This is a genomic window from Sinomonas cellulolyticus (assembly GCF_014656475.1).
Lineage (GTDB): Bacteria > Actinomycetota > Actinomycetes > Actinomycetales > Micrococcaceae > Sinomonas > Sinomonas cellulolyticus.
The window spans coordinates 1-19661 of record NZ_BNCM01000016.1 but is presented as its reverse complement, the minus strand read 5'-3'; the positions used below and the strand labels follow the sequence as shown (position 1 = coordinate 19661).

Sequence of the window (19661 nt, the reverse complement as noted above, 5' to 3'; positions counted from 1 at the left end):
CTTCGGGAAGGTTCAGGCTAGCGCTCGGTCACCACTTGCGGCCGCGGCCGCCGTCCTTGCCGTGGCGCGGCTTGCGGTCGCCGAATCCGGCGCGGTCGAACGAGCCGCGGCCGCCGCGGTCCTCGCGGCTGCCGAATCCGCCGGCGTCGCCCTCGCGGCGGAAGCCGCGGTCGCCACGGCTGCCCCGGTCGGAGGTCCGGCCGCCGAAGCCGCGGTCCCCGTCGCGCCGGAACCCGCGGTCGCCCCTGCCCGAGGAGCGGCCGCCGAAGCGGTCGTCATCGCCGCGCTCGCGGTTCGGGCGCCGGCCCGAGTCCAGCTCGAGCTTGATGAGCTCGCCGCCGATCCGCGTCCTGGACAGGGCCTTCCACTGGTCGGCACTGAGCTCTGCAGGAAGCTCCACGAGGGAGTGGTCGGCGCGGATGTCGATCCCGCCGATCTGGCTCGAGCTGAAGCCGCCCTCGTTGGCGAGGGCACCCACGATCGATCCGGGCATGACGCGCTGGCGGCGCCCCACAGCGATCCGGTAGGTCGCGTTGCCCTCGGTGAGGGACCGCGACGGTCCACGGGACCCGAAGCCGTCCTTGCCCCGCTCGCGCTTCTGGAACGCGGGCGCGGAGGGCAGCTCCTCGACGAAGAACGGAGTGTCGCCCTGGACCATGACGGCCAGCGCGGCGGCAATCTCCGCGGCGGGCACCTGATGCTCGTCCTCGTACGACGAGATGAGGTCGCGGAACATCGCGACGTCCTCGGACTCGAGGGTCTCGGTGATCCGATCGGCGAACTTGCTCATGCGCAGCGAGTTGACGGTCTCCGCGGTGGGCAGGTGCATCGGCTCGACGGCCTGGCGGGTCGCCTTCTCGATCGCGCGCAGGAGGTACTTCTCGCGCGGGGTCATGAACAGGATCGCGTCGCCCTTGCGGCCGGCACGGCCGGTACGGCCGATCCGGTGCACGTAGCTCTCGGTGTCGTGCGGGATGTCGTAGTTGACGACGTGGCTGATGCGCTCCACGTCGAGGCCGCGCGCGGCCACATCCGTGGCGACGAGGATGTCGATCTTGCCCTCGCGCAGCGCCTCGACGGTGCGCTCGCGCTGTGCCTGCGCGATGTCGCCGTTGATGGCCGCGGCCTGGAAGCCACGGGCCTTGAGCTTCTCGGCGAGATCCTCCGTGGCCATCTTGGTGCGCACGAACGCGATGACGCCGTCGAACTCCTCGACCTCGAGGATGCGGGTCAGGGCGTCGAGCTTGTGGGCTCCCATGACCTGGACGTACCGCTGGCGGATGTTCTTGCCCGTCGTGGTCTGGGACTTGACCGTGACCTCTTCGGGCATGTTGAGGTACTGCTTCGACATGCGGCGGATCTGGGACGGCATGGTCGCCGAGAAGAGCGCCACCTGACGGCCGTCCGGCGTCTCCTGAAAGATGCGCTCGACGTCCTCGGCGAACCCCATGCGGAGCATCTCGTCGGCCTCGTCGAGGACGAGGTACTGGAGCTCGGAGAGGTCGAGGGACCCCTTCTCGATGTGGTCGATCACGCGGCCGGGGGTGCCCACCACGACCTGGGCGCCGCGGCGCAGGCCGGCGAGCTGCGGGCCGTAGGCCGAGCCGCCGTAGACGGGGAGCACGGTGAACTCGTCGAGGTGCTTCGCGTAGGAGGTGAAGGCCTCCGCCACCTGGAGCGCGAGCTCGCGCGTCGGTGCGAGCACGAGCGCCTGCGTGGCCCGGGACGGCCCGTTGAGGTCGTGCAGCTCGGCGAGGCGCGAGAGGGCAGGGACGGCGAAGGCTGCCGTCTTGCCCGTGCCGGTCTGGGCCAGGCCCACGACGTCGCGGCCCTCGAGCAGGAGCGGGATCGTCGCCGCCTGGATGGGGGACGGCTTCTCGTAGCCGACGTCGGCCAGGGCGGCGAGGACGCGGCCGTCGATGCCGAGGTCGGCGAACTTCACGCCCTCCTCCTCGGCGGCCGGGGCGGCGTCGGCCCCGTCCTGGGGATCGGCAGCGGAAGCCTCCAGAGCGGCGTCGTGCGTTTCAGGGGTTTCCTGGTCCTCGGCGGCCTGCGCTGCGGCAGCCTCGGGCTCGACGAACTGGGGCGCCTCGACGGTCTCGGGGGTGATCTCAGAAATTTCAGACAAGGGGAATTCCTCGCATTGGAGAGCCTTCAGGGCTCGCGGTCACTGACAATAAGCCCAGCGCTCATCGCAATCCCAGGCAGGGCTTCCTTCGCTGCGTCCGGCACCACACGCACCCGTACAGCGTTTGCTTCAGCCGGAGTCCCCTATGCAATTGCCCGCCCCGCGGGCCCCAACACGCTACCAGTCCTGCCTCAAGAATTGGGCAGGAAAAGGGAAAATCCGGAAAGTGGGGGATGCATCCATCATACAGGACGCACGACGCCGGCCCGTCGCCTCGGGCGTTCGGGCGCCGGTGAAGTTCGGCACATCCCCTTTCAGAGCCTAGGCCTCGTCGACCGCGCGGGCCGCGGCGTTGACCACATAGGCACGCAGGGCGGGGGCGAGCCGCACGGCCCCCTCCGCCTCGGCATCGAGGAGGGCGTCCGCCTTCTGGGGCGTCGGGTCCGCAAGCCAGTCTCCCACCCGGACCCCGTGGTCCGGGACGTGCTCCACATTGAAGTGGGTCCCTGCCTCGACATCGCCGGGCGTCACCACGCGGAGGTAGGCCCCGGAGAGGCCCGCCCGGGTGAACCAGGACACCCAGCCTTCCTCCCCCATCCGGCGCGCGAACGTGGCGCAGGGGATCCGCGGCATCGTGACCTCGAGGACCATGCCCGTCGAGAACCGCCACCGTTCCCCGATCACCGCATTGCTCGCCGTGATCCCGGCGACCCGCAGGTTCTCGCCGAAGTACCCGGCAGGGATGTCCCGGCCGAGCTCGCTGGCCCACAGCGCGGCGTCGTCCTCGGAGTAGGCGTAGACCGCCTTGTCCTCGCCGCCGTGGTTGGCGCGGTCCGCCTGCACGTCACCGTGGACGCCCAGGCGGCGCACGCGCAGCGGACCTTCGACGGGGCGCTTGTCGATGCCGGTCACCCCGACGGTTCCGGCGTCCGGCAGGAGCTGGTGGACTCGGCACACGGCGACGACGCGGGCTGTCTTCATGCCCCCAGAGTAGGACCTGCCGGCCTCGGAGGCATCTGGTCCCCCGAATACTAGGGATCGAAGCGGTACCCCATGCCCGCCTCGGTATGGAGGTGCCGGGGATGGGCGGGATCTTCCTCGAGCTTGCGCCTGAGCTGGGCGAGGTAGACCCGCAGGTACTGCGTCTCCTTCTCGTAGGCGGGCCCCCAGACCTGTGTGAGGATCTCGCGCTGGCCCACGAGCTGTCCCGGCCGCCGCACGAGGAGCGCGAGGATGTTCCACTCGGTCGGCGTCAGCCGCACCTCGTCTCCCTTGACGAGCACGCGGCGGGCGGCCAGGTCGACGCTCAGGTCTCCGGTCTGTACCCGCGGTGCCTCGCCCTCGCGGTGTCCGCGCCGCGTGGCCACCCGGAGCCGGGCGAGCAGCTCCTCGAGGCCGAACGGCTTGGTCACGTAGTCGTCTGCGCCGGCGTCGAGCGCCTCGACCTTGTCCTCTGACCCGTGCCGGGCTGAGAGGACGATGATGGGCACGTCGGTCCAGGCGCGCAGCCGGCGGATCACCTCGATGCCGTCGATGCCCGGAAGCCCGAGGTCGAGGACCACGATGTCGACCGGCCGGCCGGCGACCGCCTCGAGGGCCGCCTCCCCGGAGGGTGCCGTGACGGCCTCGTACCCGTGCACCTTCAGATTGATCTGGAGCGCCCGTGCGAACCGGGCCTCGTCCTCGACAACGAGGACTGCCGGCGCGGTGGATCCGGTCTGGTGGGTCATGGCGCCGCGGCCTCCCTGCTGCTGGGCGCCGAGGCGGCGAGTGGCAGGGACACCGACATGGTCAGGCCGCCGCCCGGGGTCCGCTCCGCCTCGATCCGGCCGCCCATTGCCTCGGTGAAGCCCTTGGCCACGGCGAGGCCGAGCCCCACGCCGCCCTGCACCGCGCCGTCACCGAGGCGCTGGAAGGGGCGGAACACGGCGAGGAGATCCTCCGGCGGGATGCCTGCTCCGTGGTCGACCACGCGCAGCACTCCGCGGCGCAGGCCCTCCCCGTCCTCGGCGGCGCCCGCCGTCAGCTCCACCGGGCCGGCGGGCGCGTAGCGCAGGGCGTTCTCCACGAGATTGGCGATCACCCGTTCGAGGAGCACGGGGTCTGCCGCGACGGCGGGGGCGTCGTCGGGGATGCGGTCGACGACGCGGTCCTGGTCTGGCAGGCCGCGCGGCAGCACGTCACGCCAGTCGACCGCACGCAGGAGCGGGCGCACGTTGTCCGCCGAGATGCGGGACATGTCCAGGAGGTTGCCCACCACGTGGGAGAGCCTGTCGGTGTAGTCCTCGATGGTCGCCAGCAGCTCGGCCTCCTCGTCGTGGCTGAACGCGACGGCGGGCTGCCGCAGGCTGCTCACGCTCAGCTTGATCCCCGCGAGCGGTGTCCTGAGATCGTGCGAGACAGCCTGGAGGATCGCCGTGCGGATCGAGTTCCCCTCCTCGAGCCGGCGGTTGGCCTCCCGGCTCCGGGCCAGCTGCGTCCGCTCCCGCATGGCCACGAGGTACACCCCGAACGCGGCGAGCGTGCGCCGCTGGGCGGGGTCCAGCGGGTGGCCGGCCGCGAGCAGCATGTAGTAGCCGTCCGGGGCCACCGAGTCCTCCGCGGCGGCGGGCGAGACCGGCGGCGACTCGCCGGCGGTGGCAACCACGTCCCACTCGGCCGGCGCCCCCTCGGTGACCGGAGGGCTGCGGCGCACCTGCCCCGCCGAGGCGGCCAGAGCGGCGTCGTGCGTACCGGCCGACGCGGGCCGGCGTGCGAGGAGCGTCACCGCCCGCAGCCCGAGGGTCCGGCGCACGCGCTCCAGGAACTCCTCGGTTCCGCCGGAGGAGCCGAGGATCCCGAGCGCCAGCTCGCCCATGGCGCCGGCCTCGGCCTGGGCGCGGGACGCCTGCTCGTAGCGCCGCGCGGCCGCACCGGTGGCCAGGCCCACGGTGCAGGCCACGACGAGGAAGACGCCGAGCTCGAGGACGGCCTGCGGGCTCGCCACCGTGAAGCTCCCCACGGGTTCCGTGGCAAACCAGTTCAGCGCCAGGCTCGCCGCGACCGCGGCGATCACCGCCGGCCACAGGCCGCCAACGAGCGCCACGAGGACCGCCGTCAGGAGCTGCAGGAGGATCGCGATGACGATCCCGCTGCCCGCCCCCTCCCTGTCGGGGACCACGACGGGTGCGAGGAGCAGCTGGACGAGCACCGGCAGCAGGACGGCGAGGACGAGCCCCGCGGCTGTGCGCCTGCGGTCGAGGACCCACAGCTGCGTGAGGCGGAGACGGTCCTGCGGCGCCGGAAGGAGTGGAGTCCGCTGGCTCATGCGGCCATTGTGGCAAACCCGCCCCGCAGGCGCGGCCACTGTTGGCCGCCGCGGGAGCATCCGCACGCATTTCACATCACCCGAGAACGTGCTCTCATAGAGGCGGGATCATGAAGCGGTCCTGCAGGAGGCAGCAGCATGAACGGCATCCCCGTCCACCCCGAGGACACCGAGAAGACCAGACCAGGCCATTCCGGCCTGCGCGGCGCGGACACGCTCGGGGAGCTCTCCGCGCGCTTCACCGAGGGCTACCGGCGGACAGACTCCGCCCAGCTCGCCGCCCTCTACCTGCCCTCCGCCCGGGTCTGGCTCGGCGAGGACGCCCTCCCGCTCTCCCCCGAGGCGGGCATCGAGGACCGACTCCGTCTCGGCCTCCCGCTGGACTTCACGGTCCGGCAGGCGTTCGAGGACGGTGCGCGCGCCCATGTGCGGCTCACGTGGACGGTGGAAGGCACGACGCCGGACGGGACGGCCCTGGCGATGGCCGGCTCCACGTCGCTGGACTGCGAAAGGCGCAACGGGCGCTGGTTCATCGCCTCCGAGTGGACGCGGCATGGGGAGCAGCTGCCGACTAGTTCCTCGTGACGGTGCCCATGAGCGAGGCGATGGGCCTCAGGAACAGCGGCCTGGCGAGGAACCACAGGCCCACGGTCACGAGGACACCGATGGCGAACAGGATGAATCCGAGCCAGTCCTCGCCGTCGTGCGCGGCGTACATGTGGTTCAGGTTCCGCAGCGCGCCCGTGGTGAAGACCAGGAACACGTGCACGAGCACGAACAGGACGAAGAACGCCATCGTCGGGAAGTGCAGCGCGCGTGCCCACTCCATCGGGTAGGCCTTATTGAGCCTCGGCGCCTTCTGATTGGTGGGCCACGCGGCGGACATGCGCAGGCCCGTGACGATGGCCAGCGGCGCCGCGATGAACACGACCGCGAAGTACGCCAGCTGCTGCAGCGCGTTGTAGTTGACCCAGCCGTTCTCGAGGGGCCAGTCGAGGGACGCGTACTGGATCGCGGTCGAGAGTGCGTTCGGGAAGATGCTCCAGCTGGTCGGCACCAGCCGGGTCCAGTGTCCCGTGGCGAAGGTCAGTACGAGGAACACCAGTCCGTTGAGGACCCACAGCGCGTCGAGCGTCAGGTGCAGCCACAGGTTCAGGGTGATCTTCTTGGGCGCGCCCTTGGTCTTGATGAGCCCCTTGTTGTTCCGCTTCCAGAAGCCCTCGGGGCGGGTGCCGAACCGGACCTGCAGGCCCGTGCGGACGATCAGCGTCAGGAACATGAAGTTCAGGAAGTGCAGCACGTTCAGCCACGCCGGCAGGCCCTGGGGGGCCCAGTCGGGCAGCGGTGCGTGCCCGGGATAGGCCGCGATGAAGCTCGAGACAGCCTCGGTGCTGCGCATCCACTTGGCGAGCAGCACGATGACTGCGAGAAGGACGACGGCGCCGACGCCCGCCGCGGCCGGGCGGAACCACGGCGCCTTGGTGAGCGGCCGTGGGGATGAGGTCTGGGGCATGGAGTCCTCCGGGGATGTTGGGGGGCTAGAGCCGTGCGATGGCCGCGTCGAGGTCCGCGATGAGGTCGGCGGCGTCCTCGATGCCCACGGATAGGCGCAGGAGGTTCACCGGGACGGCGAGCTCGGTCCCCTTCACGGAGGCGTGGGTCATCTCCGAGGGGTAGTTCATGAGGGATTCGATCCCGCCGAGGCTCTCCGCGAGCGTGAACAGGCGCGTGGACTCGGCCACCGTGCGGGCTGCGGCCTCGCCGCCGGCGAACTGCACCGAGATCATCCCGCCGAACCTGCGCATCTGCTTCGCCGCGAGCTCGTGGCCGGGGTGGTCGGGGAGGCCGGGATAGAGGACCTTCTCGACGCCGGGGCGGCCCACGAGCCACTCGGCGATCTTCTGCGCGTTGTCGGAGTGGCGCTCCATGCGCACGCCGAGGGTCTTGAGGCCGCGCGTGGTGAGGAACGCGTCCATGGGGCCCGACACGGCGCCCACCGCGAACTGCACGAACCCGACCTTCTCGGCCAGCTCCTCGTCGTTGAGAACGACGGCGCCGCCCACCACGTCGGAATGCCCGCCGATGTACTTGGTCGTCGAGTGCACCACCACGTCCGCACCGAGCGCGAGCGGGTTCTGCAGGTAGGGCGACGCGAAGGTGTTGTCGACGACGAGGAGGGCCCCGGCGTCGTGCGCCACCTCGGCGAGCGCGGCGATGTCGGTGATCTTCATCAGCGGATTCGAGGGGGTCTCGACCCAGACGAGCCGCGCTGCGCCGTCCGTGCCCGCGGTCCCGACCGCGGCCCGGACGCCGTCGAGGTCCGCCATGTCCACGGGCTGGTTCGCGATGCCCCAGGGACCGAGCACCCGCGAGATGAGGCGGTAGGTGCCGCCGTAGGCGTCGTTGCCGAGCACGATCCGGTCCCCCGGTCGGCACAGCGCGCGGATGAGCGCGTCCTCGGCGGCGAGGCCCGAGCCGAACGAGTAGGCGTGGGCGCCGCCCTCGAGGGCTGCGAGCTGCTCCTGCAGCGCGTCCCGGGTCGGGTTGCCGCCCCGTCCGTACTCGTAGCCCGAGCGCAGGCCGCCGATCCCGTCCTGGGCGTAGGTCGAGGAGAAGTGCAGCGGGGGCACGACGGCGCCGGTGCGCGGCTCGAACTCCTGGCCGGCGTGGACGGCGCGCGTGTTGAAGCCGGAGTTCTGCGACCCAGCGTTCTGCTCGGACATGGTGCTCCCTTACTTGTTGAGGTTGGCCAGGAGGTCGTGGCGGGTCAGGATGCCGACCGGCGCGCCGACGAACGTGACCATGACAGCGTCGTCGCGGCTGAGGATGTCCCGCAGAGCCGTTTGGCCCTCGAGCGAGCCGATCACGGCCAGCCGGGCGCCCATGTGCTCGGAGATCTTGTCGGTGAGCTTGGCCTCGCCCCGGAAGAGCTTCGCGGACAGCGAGCGTTCGTCGACCGCGCCGAGGACCTCGCCCATGACGACGGGCGGCTCAGCAGAGAGGACGGGCAGGTGGCTCACGCCGTACTCGGTCATGATGTCGATGACGTCACGGACCGTCTCGGTCGGGTGCGTGTGCACGAGGTCCGGCATCCGGCCGCCCTTGCCCTCGAGCAGCTCCCCCACCGTCTTCTCGCCCTGACCGGGCAGGAATCCGTAGGAGCGCATCCACTCGTCGTTGAAGATCTTCGCGAGGTAGCCGCGGCCCGAGTCGGGCAGGATCACGACGACGACTGCCTCCTCGGGCAGGTCCTTGGCCGCACGCAGGGCGGCGGCCACAGCCATGCCGGAGGACCCGCCGACGAGGAGGCCCTCCTCGCGCGCGAGCCGCCGCGTCATGGCGAACGACTCGGCGTCGCTGACGGCGAGCACCTCGTCGGGGACGGACGTGTCGTAGTTGGCGGGCCACATGTCCTCGCCGACGCCCTCGACGAAGTAGGGGCGGCCCGTTCCGCCGGAGTAGATGGAGCCTTCGGGGTCAGCGCCGATGACCTTGACCTGGCCGCCCTCGGACTCCGGACGGTCGCGGCTGACCTCCTTGAGGTACCGGCCGGTGCCCGTGATGGTCCCGCCGGTGCCGGCGCCGATCACCACGTGGGTGATCCTGCCCTCGGTGTCCGCCCAGATCTCGGGGCCGGTGGTCTCGTAGTGGCTGAGGGGAGCGCCGGGGTTAGAGAACTGGTCAGGCTTGTAGGCGCCGGGGATCTCGGTCACGAGGCGGTCGGAGACGCCGTAGTAGGACTGGGGCGAGTCCGGGGCGACAGCAGTGGGGGTCACGACGACTTCGGCGCCGTATGCCTGCAGGACCGCCCGCTTCTCCTCGCCGACCTTGTCCGGGACCACGAAGATGCACTTGTAGCCCTTCTGCTGCCCCACGAGTGCCAGGCCGACCCCGGTGTTGCCGCTCGTGGGCTCGATGATGGTCCCGCCGGGCGCGAGCTTGCCGTCTGCCTCGGCCTGCTCGATCATCTTCAGGGCAATGCGGTCCTTGATGGACCCTCCGGGGTTGAGGTATTCGAGTTTGGCCAGAACCGTCGCCTTGATGCCCTCAGTGACCTTCTGGAGCTTGACGAGGGGCGTGTGCCCGATGAGTTCGACGACGGAATTGGCGTACTTCACGCCCACCACTGTAGCGGCTGGCCGCTACCCCCGAGCCGGGGGTTTCCTCGGTTGACTCATTCGAACACATTTTCGATAATAGATGCATGTCCCTCGCATTCAGCTCCGAGATACCGGAGGGGGTCCCCGGCCGGGGAACGCCTCTGCGTGTGCGGGAGCTGCAGGAGCAGATCCATGCCCTCCAGGGACGGCGCAACCGGGAGGCGGCCCATCCGGTCCTGCCGTGCTTCTCCCCGCTCTTCCCCGCCGGGCTGAAGGGCGGCGCCGCCTACTCGCTGCTCACGCCCCTCTCGGTGGCGATGGCACTCCTGGCAGGCCCCTCCTCGGAGGGCCAGTGGTGCGGGGTCGCAGGAGTCCCGGGCTTCGGCGCGGAAGCGGCCGCCGGGTTCGGTGTGGACCTCGCCCGGCTCGTCCTGGTCCCCGATCCCGGGCAGGACTGGGCCGCCGCCGTCGGCGGCCTGGTGGATGTCCTTCCCCTCGTGCTCGTCAGGCCGCCCCAGGCCCCCCGGCCCAGTGAGGCGTCGCGGCTTGCAGCCCGGCTGCGCGAGCGGGACGGCGTGCTGCTGGTCCTGGGCCCGTGGCCCCAGAGCGAGGGGACCGTGCGTGCCACCGGGGAGCACTGGGAGGGGCTGGGCGACGGCCATGGGCACCTGACCCGGCGCGTGGTCCGCCTCGAGCTGGACCAGCGCGGCCGCCCCCGCTCCGCCACGGTGGACTTGGGCGAGTCGGGCGCCATGCCGCCCTATTCCCGCCGGGACGCCCGGCGCGCAGCCCTCGGGAGTGCGCCGTGACGCCCGCAGTGCCCAGGGCGCTGGTGGTGTGGTTCCCGGACTGGCCCCTCGTGGCCGCGCGCCTTGCGGGAGAGGCGCCGGAGGGAAGCCCGGCCGCGGTGATCGACAAGGGCCTCGTGGCGGTGTGCTCTGCCGAGGCCCGGTCCGCCGGTGTGGCCCGCGGGCTGCGGGTGCGCGAGGCGCAGGCGCGGTGCGCCGAGCTCGTCACGGCCCCCTCGGATCCTGCCCGGGACGGGCGTGAGTTCGAGCCGGTGGTGCGGGCGCTGGAAGCCACGGTCCCGGGCGTCGACGTGCTCCGTCCCGGCCTGTGCGCCATACGGGCCCGGGGCGCCTCCGCGTACTACGGGGGTGAGGAGGCCGCGGCGGGGGCGGCGCTCGAGGCCGCGTCGGGGCTGGGCCTCGAGGCGCGTGCCGGGATCGCCGATTCGGTGTTCGCCGCCGAGGAGGCCGCCCGGTGCACGGGCGAGCTCGCGGCGGTGCGGGTGGTGGAGCCCGGGAGATCCGCGCACTTCCTCGCCCCGCTTCCCGTGGCGGCCCTCGGCGATCCCCGGCTGGCCTCCCTCCTGACTCGGCTCGGGCTGCGCACTCTCGGCGATTTCGCGTCCCTCCCGGCCGCCGAGGTCCGGTCCCGCTTCGGCCCGGACGGCCTCACGGCCCATGCCAGGGCACAGGGCCGGGACCACCGCGCGGTCGTACCACGGGTGCCCCCGTCCCCCTTGGACAGGGTGGCCGAGTTCGAGCCCGGGCTGGCACGGGTGGACCAGATCGCCTTCGGGCTGCGTCCCGTCGCGGAGGACTTCATCGGCGCCCTGGCGCGCGCGGGCCTGGCCTGCACGCAGCTGCGGGTCCAGATCACGGACGATTCCGGCGCCCGGTCCGAGCGCTCGTGGGGCCACCCCCACCAGTTCTCCGCGGCCGATGCCGTGGAGCGGGTCCGGTGGCAGCTGCAGTCCGGGGGCGAGCCACAGCGCGGGCACGGGCGCAGCCCTCAGTGGCGGACCACAGGCGAGCCGATGTCGGCGCCCGTGGTCCGGGTGCGGCTGGTCCCCGAGAGGGTCGACCTGATCGGCCGCCGCTCGCAGGCGCTGTTCGGCGGCGTCGACGAGAGGCTGGACCACGGCCTGCACCGCCTCCAAACGATGCTCGGCCACGGGTCCGTGCTGCACGCGACGGCCGCTGGCGGCAGGCTGCTCGCCGAGCGCTGCCTCCTCGTCCCGTGGGGCGAGGAGGCTCCTGCAGGGACGGCCGATCGTGCCTCCCGCCCCTGGCCCGGCGCCGTGCCGCCGCCGCTGCCGGCCACCGTGTTCCCCGAACCGGTGCCGGTGACGCTCCTGGGGGACGACGGCCGCCCCCTCGGGATCGACCCCCGTGGGGGGCTGACAGCGGCCCCCGCCTGGTTCACGGCCGGCCCGCGGCAGGCCCGGCGCGCTGTCCGGAGCTGGGCCGGTCCGTGGCCCCTGCGGGAGAGGTGGTGGGACGCGGCAGAGTCACGGCGCGCCGAGCGCTTCCAGATCCTCGACGGTGAGGGCCAGGCATGGCTCCTCCTCGGCGAGGGCGGCGGCTGGTGGGCCGAGGCGCGCTATGACTGAAGGAGGTTGCCTTGGGCTGGAACAACCCGCCGATCCCCTGGCAGCAGCTGCATGACATCCTCGAAGGCAAAGAGGTCACGGCAGAGGCGCTGCGGTCCTCCGGCCCCCGGAGGCCGGGTCCCCGCGGCGCCGGCCGCACCGACACCGGCAGGACGCCGATCGAGCATGACGGCGGGGACAGCCCGGCCTGGTCCCGCAAGCGCGGCCCGTACATCCCCCTGCCCGGCGTCTCCCAGCCGGCGGCAGTGCCGTACGCAGAGCTGCACGCCCACTCCCACTACAGCTTCCTCGACGGCGCGTCCTCGCCCGAGGAGCTCGTGGAAGAGGCCGTGCGCCTGGGGCTGCACGCGCTGGCCATCACGGACCACGACGGCTTCTACGGGGTGGTCCGGCTCGCGGAGGCCGCTGAGGCGTACGGCCTGGCCACCGTGTTCGGGGCCGAGCTCTCCCTCGGCCTGGGCTCCCCCCAGAACGGGGTGCCCGATCCGGAGGGCGAGCACCTCCTCGTCCTGGCCCGGGGCGAAGAGGGCTACCACCGCCTCGCCGGGGCGATCACGGCGGCCCAGCTCGCCGCGGGTGCGGAGAAGGGACGCCCCGTATACGTCCTCGAGGACCTCGCGGAGCGGCTCCGAGGCCACTGCATGGTGCTCACCGGCTGCCGGAAGTCGCCGGTGCGGCGGGCCCTCGCGGACGGTGGGCCGGGAGCCGCCGAGTCCGCGGCGGCACGGCTCGTGGAGCTGTTCGGGGCGGACGGGGTTGCCGTGGAGCTGTTCGACCAGGGCAACCCCCTCGACAGCAGCCACAACGACGCGCTCGCCCAGATCGCCCGGCACCTCGGGCTGCCGTGCGTGGCAACGAACGCCGTCCACTTCGCCGAGCCGTCCCGGCACCCGCTCGCCACCGCCCTCGCAGCGGTACGGGCGCGGCGCAGCCTCGACGACCTCGACGGCTGGCTGCCGGCCAGCGACGGCGCCCATCTGCGCAGCGGCGCGGAGATGGCCGAGAGGTTCGCCCGCTACCCGGAGGCGGTCGAGAACACCGTCCGCCTCGCGGACCGGCTCGCGTTCCCCCTGCGCTCCGCGCGCCCCAGGCTCCCCAAGCAGGACGTCCCCGAGGGGCACACGCCCATGTCCCACCTGCGGGGGCTCGTGGAGCGCGGCCTCGTGGACCGCTACGGCACGCCGGGCCCCGGCTGGCGGGGGCCGGTCCCCCTGCACGAGGTCCACGAGCGCGTCGAGAAGGAGCTCGCCGTGATCGAGAAGAAGGACTTCCCGGGCTACTTCCTCATTGTGCACGAGATCGTGCAGTTCGCCCGCAGCCGCGGCATCCTGTGCCAGGGGCGCGGCTCGGCCGCCAACTCGGCCGTCTGCTACCTGCTCGGCATCACGGCTGTGGACAGCATCGCCTACCGCCTGCCGTTCGAGCGGTTCCTCTCGAGCCTGCGCGAGGAGGAGCCGGACATCGACGTCGACTTCGACTCGGACCGCCGCGAGGAGGTCATCCAGCACGTCTACGCCAAGTACGGGCGCACCAATGCCGCACAGGTGGCCAATGTGGTCAGCTACCGGCCCAAGAACGCGGTGCGGGACGCGGCGAAGGCCCTCGGCTACGGGCAGGGGCAGCAGGACGCGTGGTCCAAGAGGATCGAACGCTGGGACGCGCTCTCCGCCGCGGCGGACGACGACGGGATCCCGGCCCGCGTCGTCGCCCTCGCCGAGCAGTTCCTCGGCTATCCGCGGCACCTCGGCATCCACTCGGGCGGCATGGTGCTCACGGAGCGCCCCGTCGGGGAGGTCGTGCCGATCGAGCACGCGCGCATGGAGGACCGGACGGTGCTCCAGTGGGACAAGGACGACTGCGAGTGGATGGGCCTGGTCAAGTTCGACCTGCTCGGGCTCGGCATGCTCGCTGCCCTCCAGTACTGCTTCGACCTCGTCGAGGAGCACTTCGGGGTGCGGTGGCGGATCGAGGACATCCCCAAGGAGGAGCCTGCGGTGTACGACATGCTGTGCCGCGCCGACTCGGTGGGGGTGTTCCAGGTCGAGTCCCGCGCGCAGATGAGCACCCTCCCCCGGCTGCGGCCGCGGCGGTTCTACGACCTCGTGGTGGAGATCGCGCTCATCCGGCCGGGCCCGATCCAGGGCGGTGCCGTGCACCCGTACATCCGCCGCCGGGCTGGCGAGGAGGCCGTCACCTACCCCCACCCCCTCCTCGAGCCGGTGCTCGAACGGACCCTCGGGGTGCCGCTCTTCCAGGAGCAGCTCATGCAGATGGCCATGGCGATCGGAGGCTGCACGGCCGAGGACGCCGACCTGCTCCGGAGGGCCATGGGCTCCAAGCGGGGGGTGGAGAAGATCGGCAGCCTCAAGGAGAAGCTGTTCGCCGGCATGGCCGCGAAGGGGCTCACCCCCGAGGAGTCGAAGGCGATCTACACCCAGATCGCGGCCTTCGCGGACTTCGGCTTCGCCGAGTCCCACTCGATCAGCTTCGCCGTCCTCGTGTACGCGAGCTCGTGGCTCAAGCTGCATTATCCGGGGGCGTTCCTCGCCGCGCTCCTGCGCGCCCAGCCCATGGGCTTCTACTCGCCCCAGACCCTCGTGGCCGATGCCCGCCGCCACGGCGTCACCGTTCTGCGTCCCGACATCCTCCGCTCCCGGGCGGATGCGTCGCTCGAAGGGCTCGAGGAGGCGCACGACGGCGGCGCCCCCACGGACGCGGACGGGTCGCCGCTGCGGGGCGCACCTCAGGGGAGGGCGCCGGAGACCGGACTCGACACCTGCCTGGAACGAGTGCAGCCTCCCGCCGGGCAGTTCGACCCCGAGGCGCCGGACGAGACGGCGGCGCACCGGCGCGACGCCGCGCGGGCGGTGCGGCTCGGCCTGGCGAGCGTTCGGGGCATCGGGCACGAGCTGGCGGAGAGGATCGTGGCCGACCGCGAAGCCGGCGGCGCGTTCCGGGAGATCGCCGAGCTGTCCCGGCGCACGGGCCTCACGGCGGAGCAGCTCGAGGCGCTCGCCTCCGCCGGGGCTCTGGACTGCCTCGGCCTCACACGGCGCGAGGCCCTGTGGCAGTCCGGCGCTGCCGCCCTCGAGCGGCCGGGCCAGCTGCCCGGCTCCCAGCCGTACGTCCAGCCCCCGCTCCTGCCCGCCCTTGCCGAGGAGGAGGCTGTGGCCTACGACCTGTGGGCCACAGGGATCGCCACGGATGACCACCCGCTGCGCCATGCCCGGGACCGCCTCGAGGCGCGGGGAGTCCTGCGCATCGACCGGCTGCGCTCGGCCGAGCCGGGAGGCCGCGTCGAGGTGGCGGGGGTCGTGACCCACCGGCAGCGCCCGGGCACCGCCCAGGGCATCACCTTCATGAACATCGAGGACGAGACGGGGCTCCTCAATGTGGTGTGCAGCGTCGGGGTGTGGAAGCGCTACCGCCGTACGGCCCAGACCGCCCCGGCCATGGTGATCCGGGGCATCCTCGAGCGGTCCGCGGAGGGCGTGACGAACCTGGTCGCGGACCGGCTCGAGGCCCTCCCGCTCACGGCGAAGACCTCGAGCCGGGACTTCCGGTGAAGCGCAGCCGGGGAGCTGCGCCGCTCATTCGGCCCCTGGACTGCGGGTTTCCCAGAGCCCCAGGACGTTGCCCTCGGTGTCCTTGAAGTAGGCGGTGAAGCCCATCTCGCCCACGGGCATGCGCGGGAGCACGGTTGCTCCGCCAAGGGACTCGATCTTCTGCAGCGCGGCGTCGATGTCCTCGACGTCGATGGTGATCAACGGCGCCGACGAGGGCGACTGGGGGCCGCGCGCGAACATCCCGCCGTTGATGGAGCCGGCCTCGATGGGCATGCCCTCCTCGTCCAGCGGCGTCGTGCCCACGAGCGTGTACTCCATCTCCGGCAGCGGGTTGATCTCCCATCCGAAGGCTTCGGCGAAGAACCGGCGCCCCCGTTCGACGTCGTCGAGGGGAATCTCGAAGTGGACGACTTTTCCTGCCATGCGCGCTCGCCTCTTCCGGCCGTGGATCACTGCGGTAGTCCGATTGTCGGAAGCCGCACGCCTGCGTCCTAGGGCCGAAGGACTTCTCTGCCCCGCGCAGGTGCCGCAGTCCGGATACGTCGGCGCGCTCGCCCTGGACTGTCAGCGCCGCGTGGCACGATGTTCCGGTGACCATCGCTCCGCCGCCTCCCACCGCAGCCCCGCCAGCGGGAGAGACGCCGGCGGGAGAGACGCCGGCGATAGCACGCCCGGACGCCGAGGGGACCTGGGACGCGCCCGCGCACTATTCACTGGCCGTGACCTGCTTCCCCCTGCAGCGTGGGGACGGGGACCCGTGCTTCGCGCCCCACCCGGGGGGTCTGTGGGCGGCCTTCACCACACCTGAGGGCCCCGCAACGCTCCTGATCACGCACCGGGCTGTGGCGGGCCAGCCAGGCGAGGTGAGGGTGCGGGCCTGGGGTGAGGGAGCGGCGTCGGCCGTGACGTCCGCGCCCTCGATGCTGGGACTGACCGACTCGTGGTCCGGATTCGACGAGGAAGGGTTCCTCGCCACGCTCCCTGCCCTGGTGCGCGAGACCCGGCGGCGCCACCCGGGGCTGCGGCTCCCCGCGACGGGCCGCATGGTGGAGGCGCTCGTGCCCACGATCCTCGAGCAGAAGGTCACCACGCTTGAGGCGCGCCGCGCCTATCGGTACCTCGTGCGCCGCTACGGGACACCTGCGCCGAGGTCGGGAACGCTCGCCCCGGCCGGGCTCATGGTCGCCCCGACCGCTCAGGCCTGGCTGCGGATCCCCTCGTGGGAGTGGCACCGTGCCGGGGTGGGGCCCCAGCGGTCGGCGACGGTGATGCGTGCCCTGCGCGCGGCGTCGGGCATCGAGCGGCTCGCATCCCGGACCGCGCAGGAGGCGGCAGCGGCGCTCCAGGGCATCCCCGGCATTGGCGTGTGGACGGCCGCCGAGGTCACCCAGCGGACTCACGCGGACCCGGACTCGGTCTCGGTGGGCGACTTCCACCTGGCAAAGTTCGTGGGCTACGCGCTCACGGGCGAGCGGACGGACGACGCCGGGATGCTGCGCCTGCTCGAGCCCTGGCGGGGCCAGCGCCAGCGCGTGGTCCGGCTCCTCGGGCTCTCCGGTGTGCGCGCCCCGCGGTACGGCGCCAAGATGACGATCCAGGACCACCGGTACCACTGAGGCGCACGCTGCCGAGGCTGTTCCGCCGCGCCCGGGGCGGCGTATCCTGCCGATGCCGGCCGTGCGCCGGCGGAAGCATCGAGGAGGCCCCATGCCTACGATCCACGAGAGCGTCTTCGTTCCCGTACCGCCGGAGAAGGTCTTCGACTTCATCAGCGACCCGGCCAACTCGCCCCTGTACCAGGCGGCCGTGACGTATGCGGAGCTCGACGGCGACCTTCCCATCGGGGTCGGGAGCCTCTTCAGCGGCAGGAACAAGATTCTCGGTGTCACCTTCGACTGGGCAGTCGAGGTCATCGAATACGACCGGCCCACGAGGCTCACCATCCGGTCCACCGAGAGCCAGATCCCCTTCACGAGCACCTACGCGCTCGCCCCTGAGGGGGACGGAACCCGTGTCGGCTACACCCTCGACGCGGTCGAGGGCCTGGGCGGTGCGTTCGGCACACTGGGCGATGCAATCGTGACGAAGACCTACACCCATCAGGTGCGCACCGATCTCGCCACGCTCGCGGAACTCCTCCCCGCACTCTGAGACAAGAGGCCGTTCCCTAGACTGTCCCCATGCCTCTGGCCGTCACGGGAGCCGTGCTGCTTGTCCTGGGCGCCGCCGCCGTGGCCGCGGGGCTCCTGCCGTGGCCTGCGCTCGCAGAGCTCGCGGCCCGCGTCGGACCGATCCTCGCGTTCGTTGCCGCCATCACTGTGGTGACGGAACTGCTCAACGCGGCGGGGCTCTTCGAATGGATCGCCTCCCAGTTCCGGCGGTGGGGCCGCGGACGGGTAGCGGTGCTGTGGCTCCTCGTCGTGGCACTCTCGCTTGCCGCGACGGCGTTCCTCTCGCTGGACACCACCGCTGTCCTCCTGACGCCCATCGTGGTGGTCCTCGCGCGGCGGTGCTCCCTTCCGCCCCTGCCTTTCGCGCTCACCACGGTGTGGCTAGCCAACACCGGTTCCCTCCTGCTGCCGGTCTCGAACCTCACCAACCTCCTCGCGCTCCATGCCCTCGGCGACATCTCCCCCGCCGCGTTCGCGGCCCGCATGGCGCTGCCGGCGCTCTGGTGCGCCCTCGTACCGGCCGCGGCGGTCGCCGTCCTGTTCCGGCGGCAGCTCGCCGCGCGCTACTACAGCGTGCGGGTGGTGCGCGTCCATGCGGACGGCCGGACGCCGGCGTCGGCCGATCCGGTGCTCCTCGGCACCGGCGCCGCCGTGCTCGCCCTGCTGCTGCCGGCCCTGGTCTCCGGGGTCCCGGTCTGGATCCCGGCCGCCGCAGCCGCTCTCGTGCTGGTGGCCGTCTTCAGCGCACGACGGCGCGCGGTGCTCGTGTGGGCGCTGGTCCCGTGGCAGCTGCTCCTCTTCGCGTCGGGGCTGTTCGTTGTGATGGAGGCCCTCCAGCACTTGGGCGCCCGCGAAGTCGCCGGAGCGCTGCTGGGCACGGGCGAGGGGCCGGGGGATCTGCTGCGCGTCGCCGCGGCCGGAGCGGCGGGGGCCAACGCGGTGAACAACCTGCCCGCGTATCTGGCGTTCGAGCAGGCTGCCGGCTCTCCGGCCCGGCTCGCAGCGCTGCTCGTCGGAGTGAATGCAGGACCGCTCGTGACACCGTGGGCGTCCCTGGCCACGCTGATCTGGCACGAGCAGCTGCGCCGCCTCGGCGTGCGGATCTCCTGGTGGGGCTACGCGGCGGCCGGCGCCGTTCTCGTGCCGCTGCTCGTGGTTCCCGCCGCGCTGCTCGCGGCAGTCCCGTGACCGGAGGGCCCGACGATGGCAGGATCAGCCCATGATCTCGCGTGACGACCTCGACCACGTCCTCGAGTCCGGCGGCCGGCTCCTCGCCGCCGACGGCACGGACCTCGGCTCGATCGACCAGCTCGTGCTCGACTCCTCCGGCGCCCCGGCGTTCGTCTCCGTCCGGGCTGGCTTCTTCGGGATCGCGCAGCGGTTCGTTCCGCTCGACGGCGCGAGCCTCGACGGCAGTGCCGTCCGCGTGGCGTTCGACGGCGAGCTGGTGCGCTCCGCGCCGACCGTCACCGCGGACCGAGGGGGCCTCGGCGAGAACGATGCCACCGCCGTGCGGGAGCACTTCGGCCTCCCCGGCGAGAGCGGGTCCGAGCGGGCCGAGGGCAGCTCAGCCGAGGCGGAGAGCACGCGCGACGAGGCAGCAGGAGCTTCTGGCGGGGCTGCGCCGGAATCGACCGGCGCCCAAGAGGCCGTCAGGTCCGGCGATGACCGCCCCGTCTCGACCCACGCTCAAGGCCAGTCCTCGGATATCGACCCGGAGCCGCATCGGCCCCCACCCCTGCGGCATCCCGGGCCGCCGCACCCTGGCCCACCGCACCCTGGCCCACCGCACCCTGGCCCACCGCACCCTGGCCCACCGCACCCTGGGCCGCCGCCTCCACCGCCGCACCCGGGCGCCCACCCAGGACCGCCGCCGCCTCCCCCGGCCCCGTGAGTGGACCACGGTAGCGGAGCGTGGAAACTCCCGACTTGCACAGGTGAATCGGGTTCTGGAGTGTTTCCGCAGGTCAGGTCGGGGTCGGGTGCTGGAA

Annotated in this window: 16 protein-coding genes; 8 read left to right on the top strand and 8 right to left on the bottom strand. The window is 72.2% G+C overall.

Annotation, left to right across the window (positions count from 1 at the left end; translation table 11 throughout):
• Nucleotides 1-28: 28 nt before the first annotated feature.
• The 4 genes from IE231_RS16065 to IE231_RS16050 form a co-directional block, all read right to left on the bottom strand.
• Entirely contained in the window at nucleotides 29-2128 is a 2100-nt protein-coding gene (locus tag IE231_RS16065; protein WP_229867256.1) for a DEAD/DEAH box helicase, read from the bottom strand.
• A gap of 321 nt (nucleotides 2129-2449) precedes the next feature.
• Entirely contained in the window at nucleotides 2450-3109 is a 660-nt protein-coding gene (locus IE231_RS16060; RefSeq protein WP_189695009.1) for an MOSC domain-containing protein, read from the bottom strand.
• Nucleotides 3110-3159: 50 nt separating this feature from the next.
• Nucleotides 3160-3858: a response regulator gene (locus IE231_RS16055; RefSeq protein ID WP_189695008.1), complete on the bottom strand. Its 699-nt coding sequence runs from the start codon at nucleotides 3856-3858 to the stop codon at nucleotides 3160-3162.
• Nucleotides 3855-5435, bottom strand: a complete 1581-nt coding sequence (locus IE231_RS16050) for a sensor histidine kinase (RefSeq protein ID WP_189695007.1) — start codon at nucleotides 5433-5435, stop codon at nucleotides 3855-3857. Before IE231_RS16050 ends, IE231_RS16055 begins: the two co-directional genes overlap by 4 nt.
• A gap of 138 nt (nucleotides 5436-5573) precedes the next feature.
• On the opposite strand from IE231_RS16050, the gene IE231_RS16045 reads away from it, so the two are divergent.
• Nucleotides 5574-6020 carry a Cif family virulence factor gene (locus tag IE231_RS16045; RefSeq protein ID WP_189695006.1) on the top strand — a complete coding sequence of 149 codons (447 nt, stop codon included), beginning with the start codon at nucleotides 5574-5576 and terminating at the stop codon, nucleotides 6018-6020.
• Here the strand turns inward: IE231_RS16045 and IE231_RS16040 are convergent.
• The 3 genes from IE231_RS16040 to IE231_RS16030 are packed head-to-tail and all read right to left on the bottom strand — an operon-like array spanning nucleotide 6007 to nucleotide 9553.
• Complete coding sequence (locus IE231_RS16040; RefSeq protein WP_189695005.1) at nucleotides 6007-6948, bottom strand: cytochrome b/b6 domain-containing protein; 942 nt, start codon at nucleotides 6946-6948, stop codon at nucleotides 6007-6009. The two genes, IE231_RS16045 and IE231_RS16040, sit on opposite strands and share 14 nt — an antisense overlap.
• 25 nt (nucleotides 6949-6973) lie before the next feature.
• A complete protein-coding gene (locus tag IE231_RS16035) occupies nucleotides 6974-8158 on the bottom strand; it encodes a cystathionine gamma-synthase (RefSeq protein WP_189695004.1) in 1185 nt (394 codons plus the stop codon).
• A 9-nt stretch (nucleotides 8159-8167) separates the two neighbouring features.
• The gene (locus tag IE231_RS16030; protein WP_189695003.1) at nucleotides 8168-9553 is read right to left on the bottom strand and encodes a cystathionine beta-synthase; all 1386 of its coding nucleotides are present in this window, start codon (nucleotides 9551-9553) and stop codon (nucleotides 8168-8170) included.
• 86 nt (nucleotides 9554-9639) lie between these two features.
• On the opposite strand from IE231_RS16030, the gene imuA' reads away from it, so the two are divergent.
• Genes imuA' through IE231_RS16015 form a run of 3 tightly spaced genes read left to right on the top strand, consistent with a single transcriptional unit; the run spans nucleotide 9640 to nucleotide 15499 of the window.
• A complete protein-coding gene (gene imuA' / locus IE231_RS16025) occupies nucleotides 9640-10344 on the top strand; it encodes a DnaE2-dependent mutagenesis accessory factor ImuA' (protein ID WP_189695002.1) in 705 nt (234 codons plus the stop codon).
• Nucleotides 10341-11933: a DNA polymerase Y family protein gene (locus IE231_RS16020; RefSeq protein ID WP_189695001.1), complete on the top strand. Its 1593-nt coding sequence runs from the start codon at nucleotides 10341-10343 to the stop codon at nucleotides 11931-11933. The genes imuA' and IE231_RS16020 overlap by 4 nt, the downstream gene beginning before the upstream one ends.
• An 11-nt stretch (nucleotides 11934-11944) precedes the next feature.
• Nucleotides 11945-15499: an error-prone DNA polymerase gene (locus IE231_RS16015; RefSeq protein WP_189695000.1), complete on the top strand. Its 3555-nt coding sequence runs from the start codon at nucleotides 11945-11947 to the stop codon at nucleotides 15497-15499.
• A gap of 24 nt (nucleotides 15500-15523) precedes the next feature.
• Here IE231_RS16015 and IE231_RS16010 read toward each other — a convergent pair whose 3' ends face one another.
• The gene (locus tag IE231_RS16010) at nucleotides 15524-15922 is read right to left on the bottom strand and encodes a VOC family protein (protein WP_189694999.1); all 399 of its coding nucleotides are present in this window, start codon (nucleotides 15920-15922) and stop codon (nucleotides 15524-15526) included.
• Between the two features lie 167 nt (nucleotides 15923-16089).
• On the opposite strand from IE231_RS16010, the gene IE231_RS16005 reads away from it, so the two are divergent.
• From IE231_RS16005 to IE231_RS15990, 4 genes are all read left to right on the top strand, one after another.
• Entirely contained in the window at nucleotides 16090-17115 is a 1026-nt protein-coding gene (locus tag IE231_RS16005) for a DNA-3-methyladenine glycosylase family protein (RefSeq protein ID WP_374189468.1), read from the top strand.
• A 91-nt stretch (nucleotides 17116-17206) separates the two neighbouring features.
• Nucleotides 17207-17650, top strand: coding sequence for an SRPBCC family protein (locus IE231_RS16000; protein WP_189694998.1), 444 nt, complete (start codon nucleotides 17207-17209; stop codon nucleotides 17648-17650).
• Nucleotides 17651-17679: 29 nt separating this feature from the next.
• A complete protein-coding gene (locus IE231_RS15995; protein WP_189694997.1) occupies nucleotides 17680-18858 on the top strand; it encodes an SLC13 family permease in 1179 nt (392 codons plus the stop codon).
• A 31-nt stretch (nucleotides 18859-18889) separates the two neighbouring features.
• A complete protein-coding gene (locus tag IE231_RS15990) occupies nucleotides 18890-19564 on the top strand; it encodes a hypothetical protein (protein ID WP_189694996.1) in 675 nt (224 codons plus the stop codon).
• Nucleotides 19565-19661 lie beyond the last annotated feature (97 nt).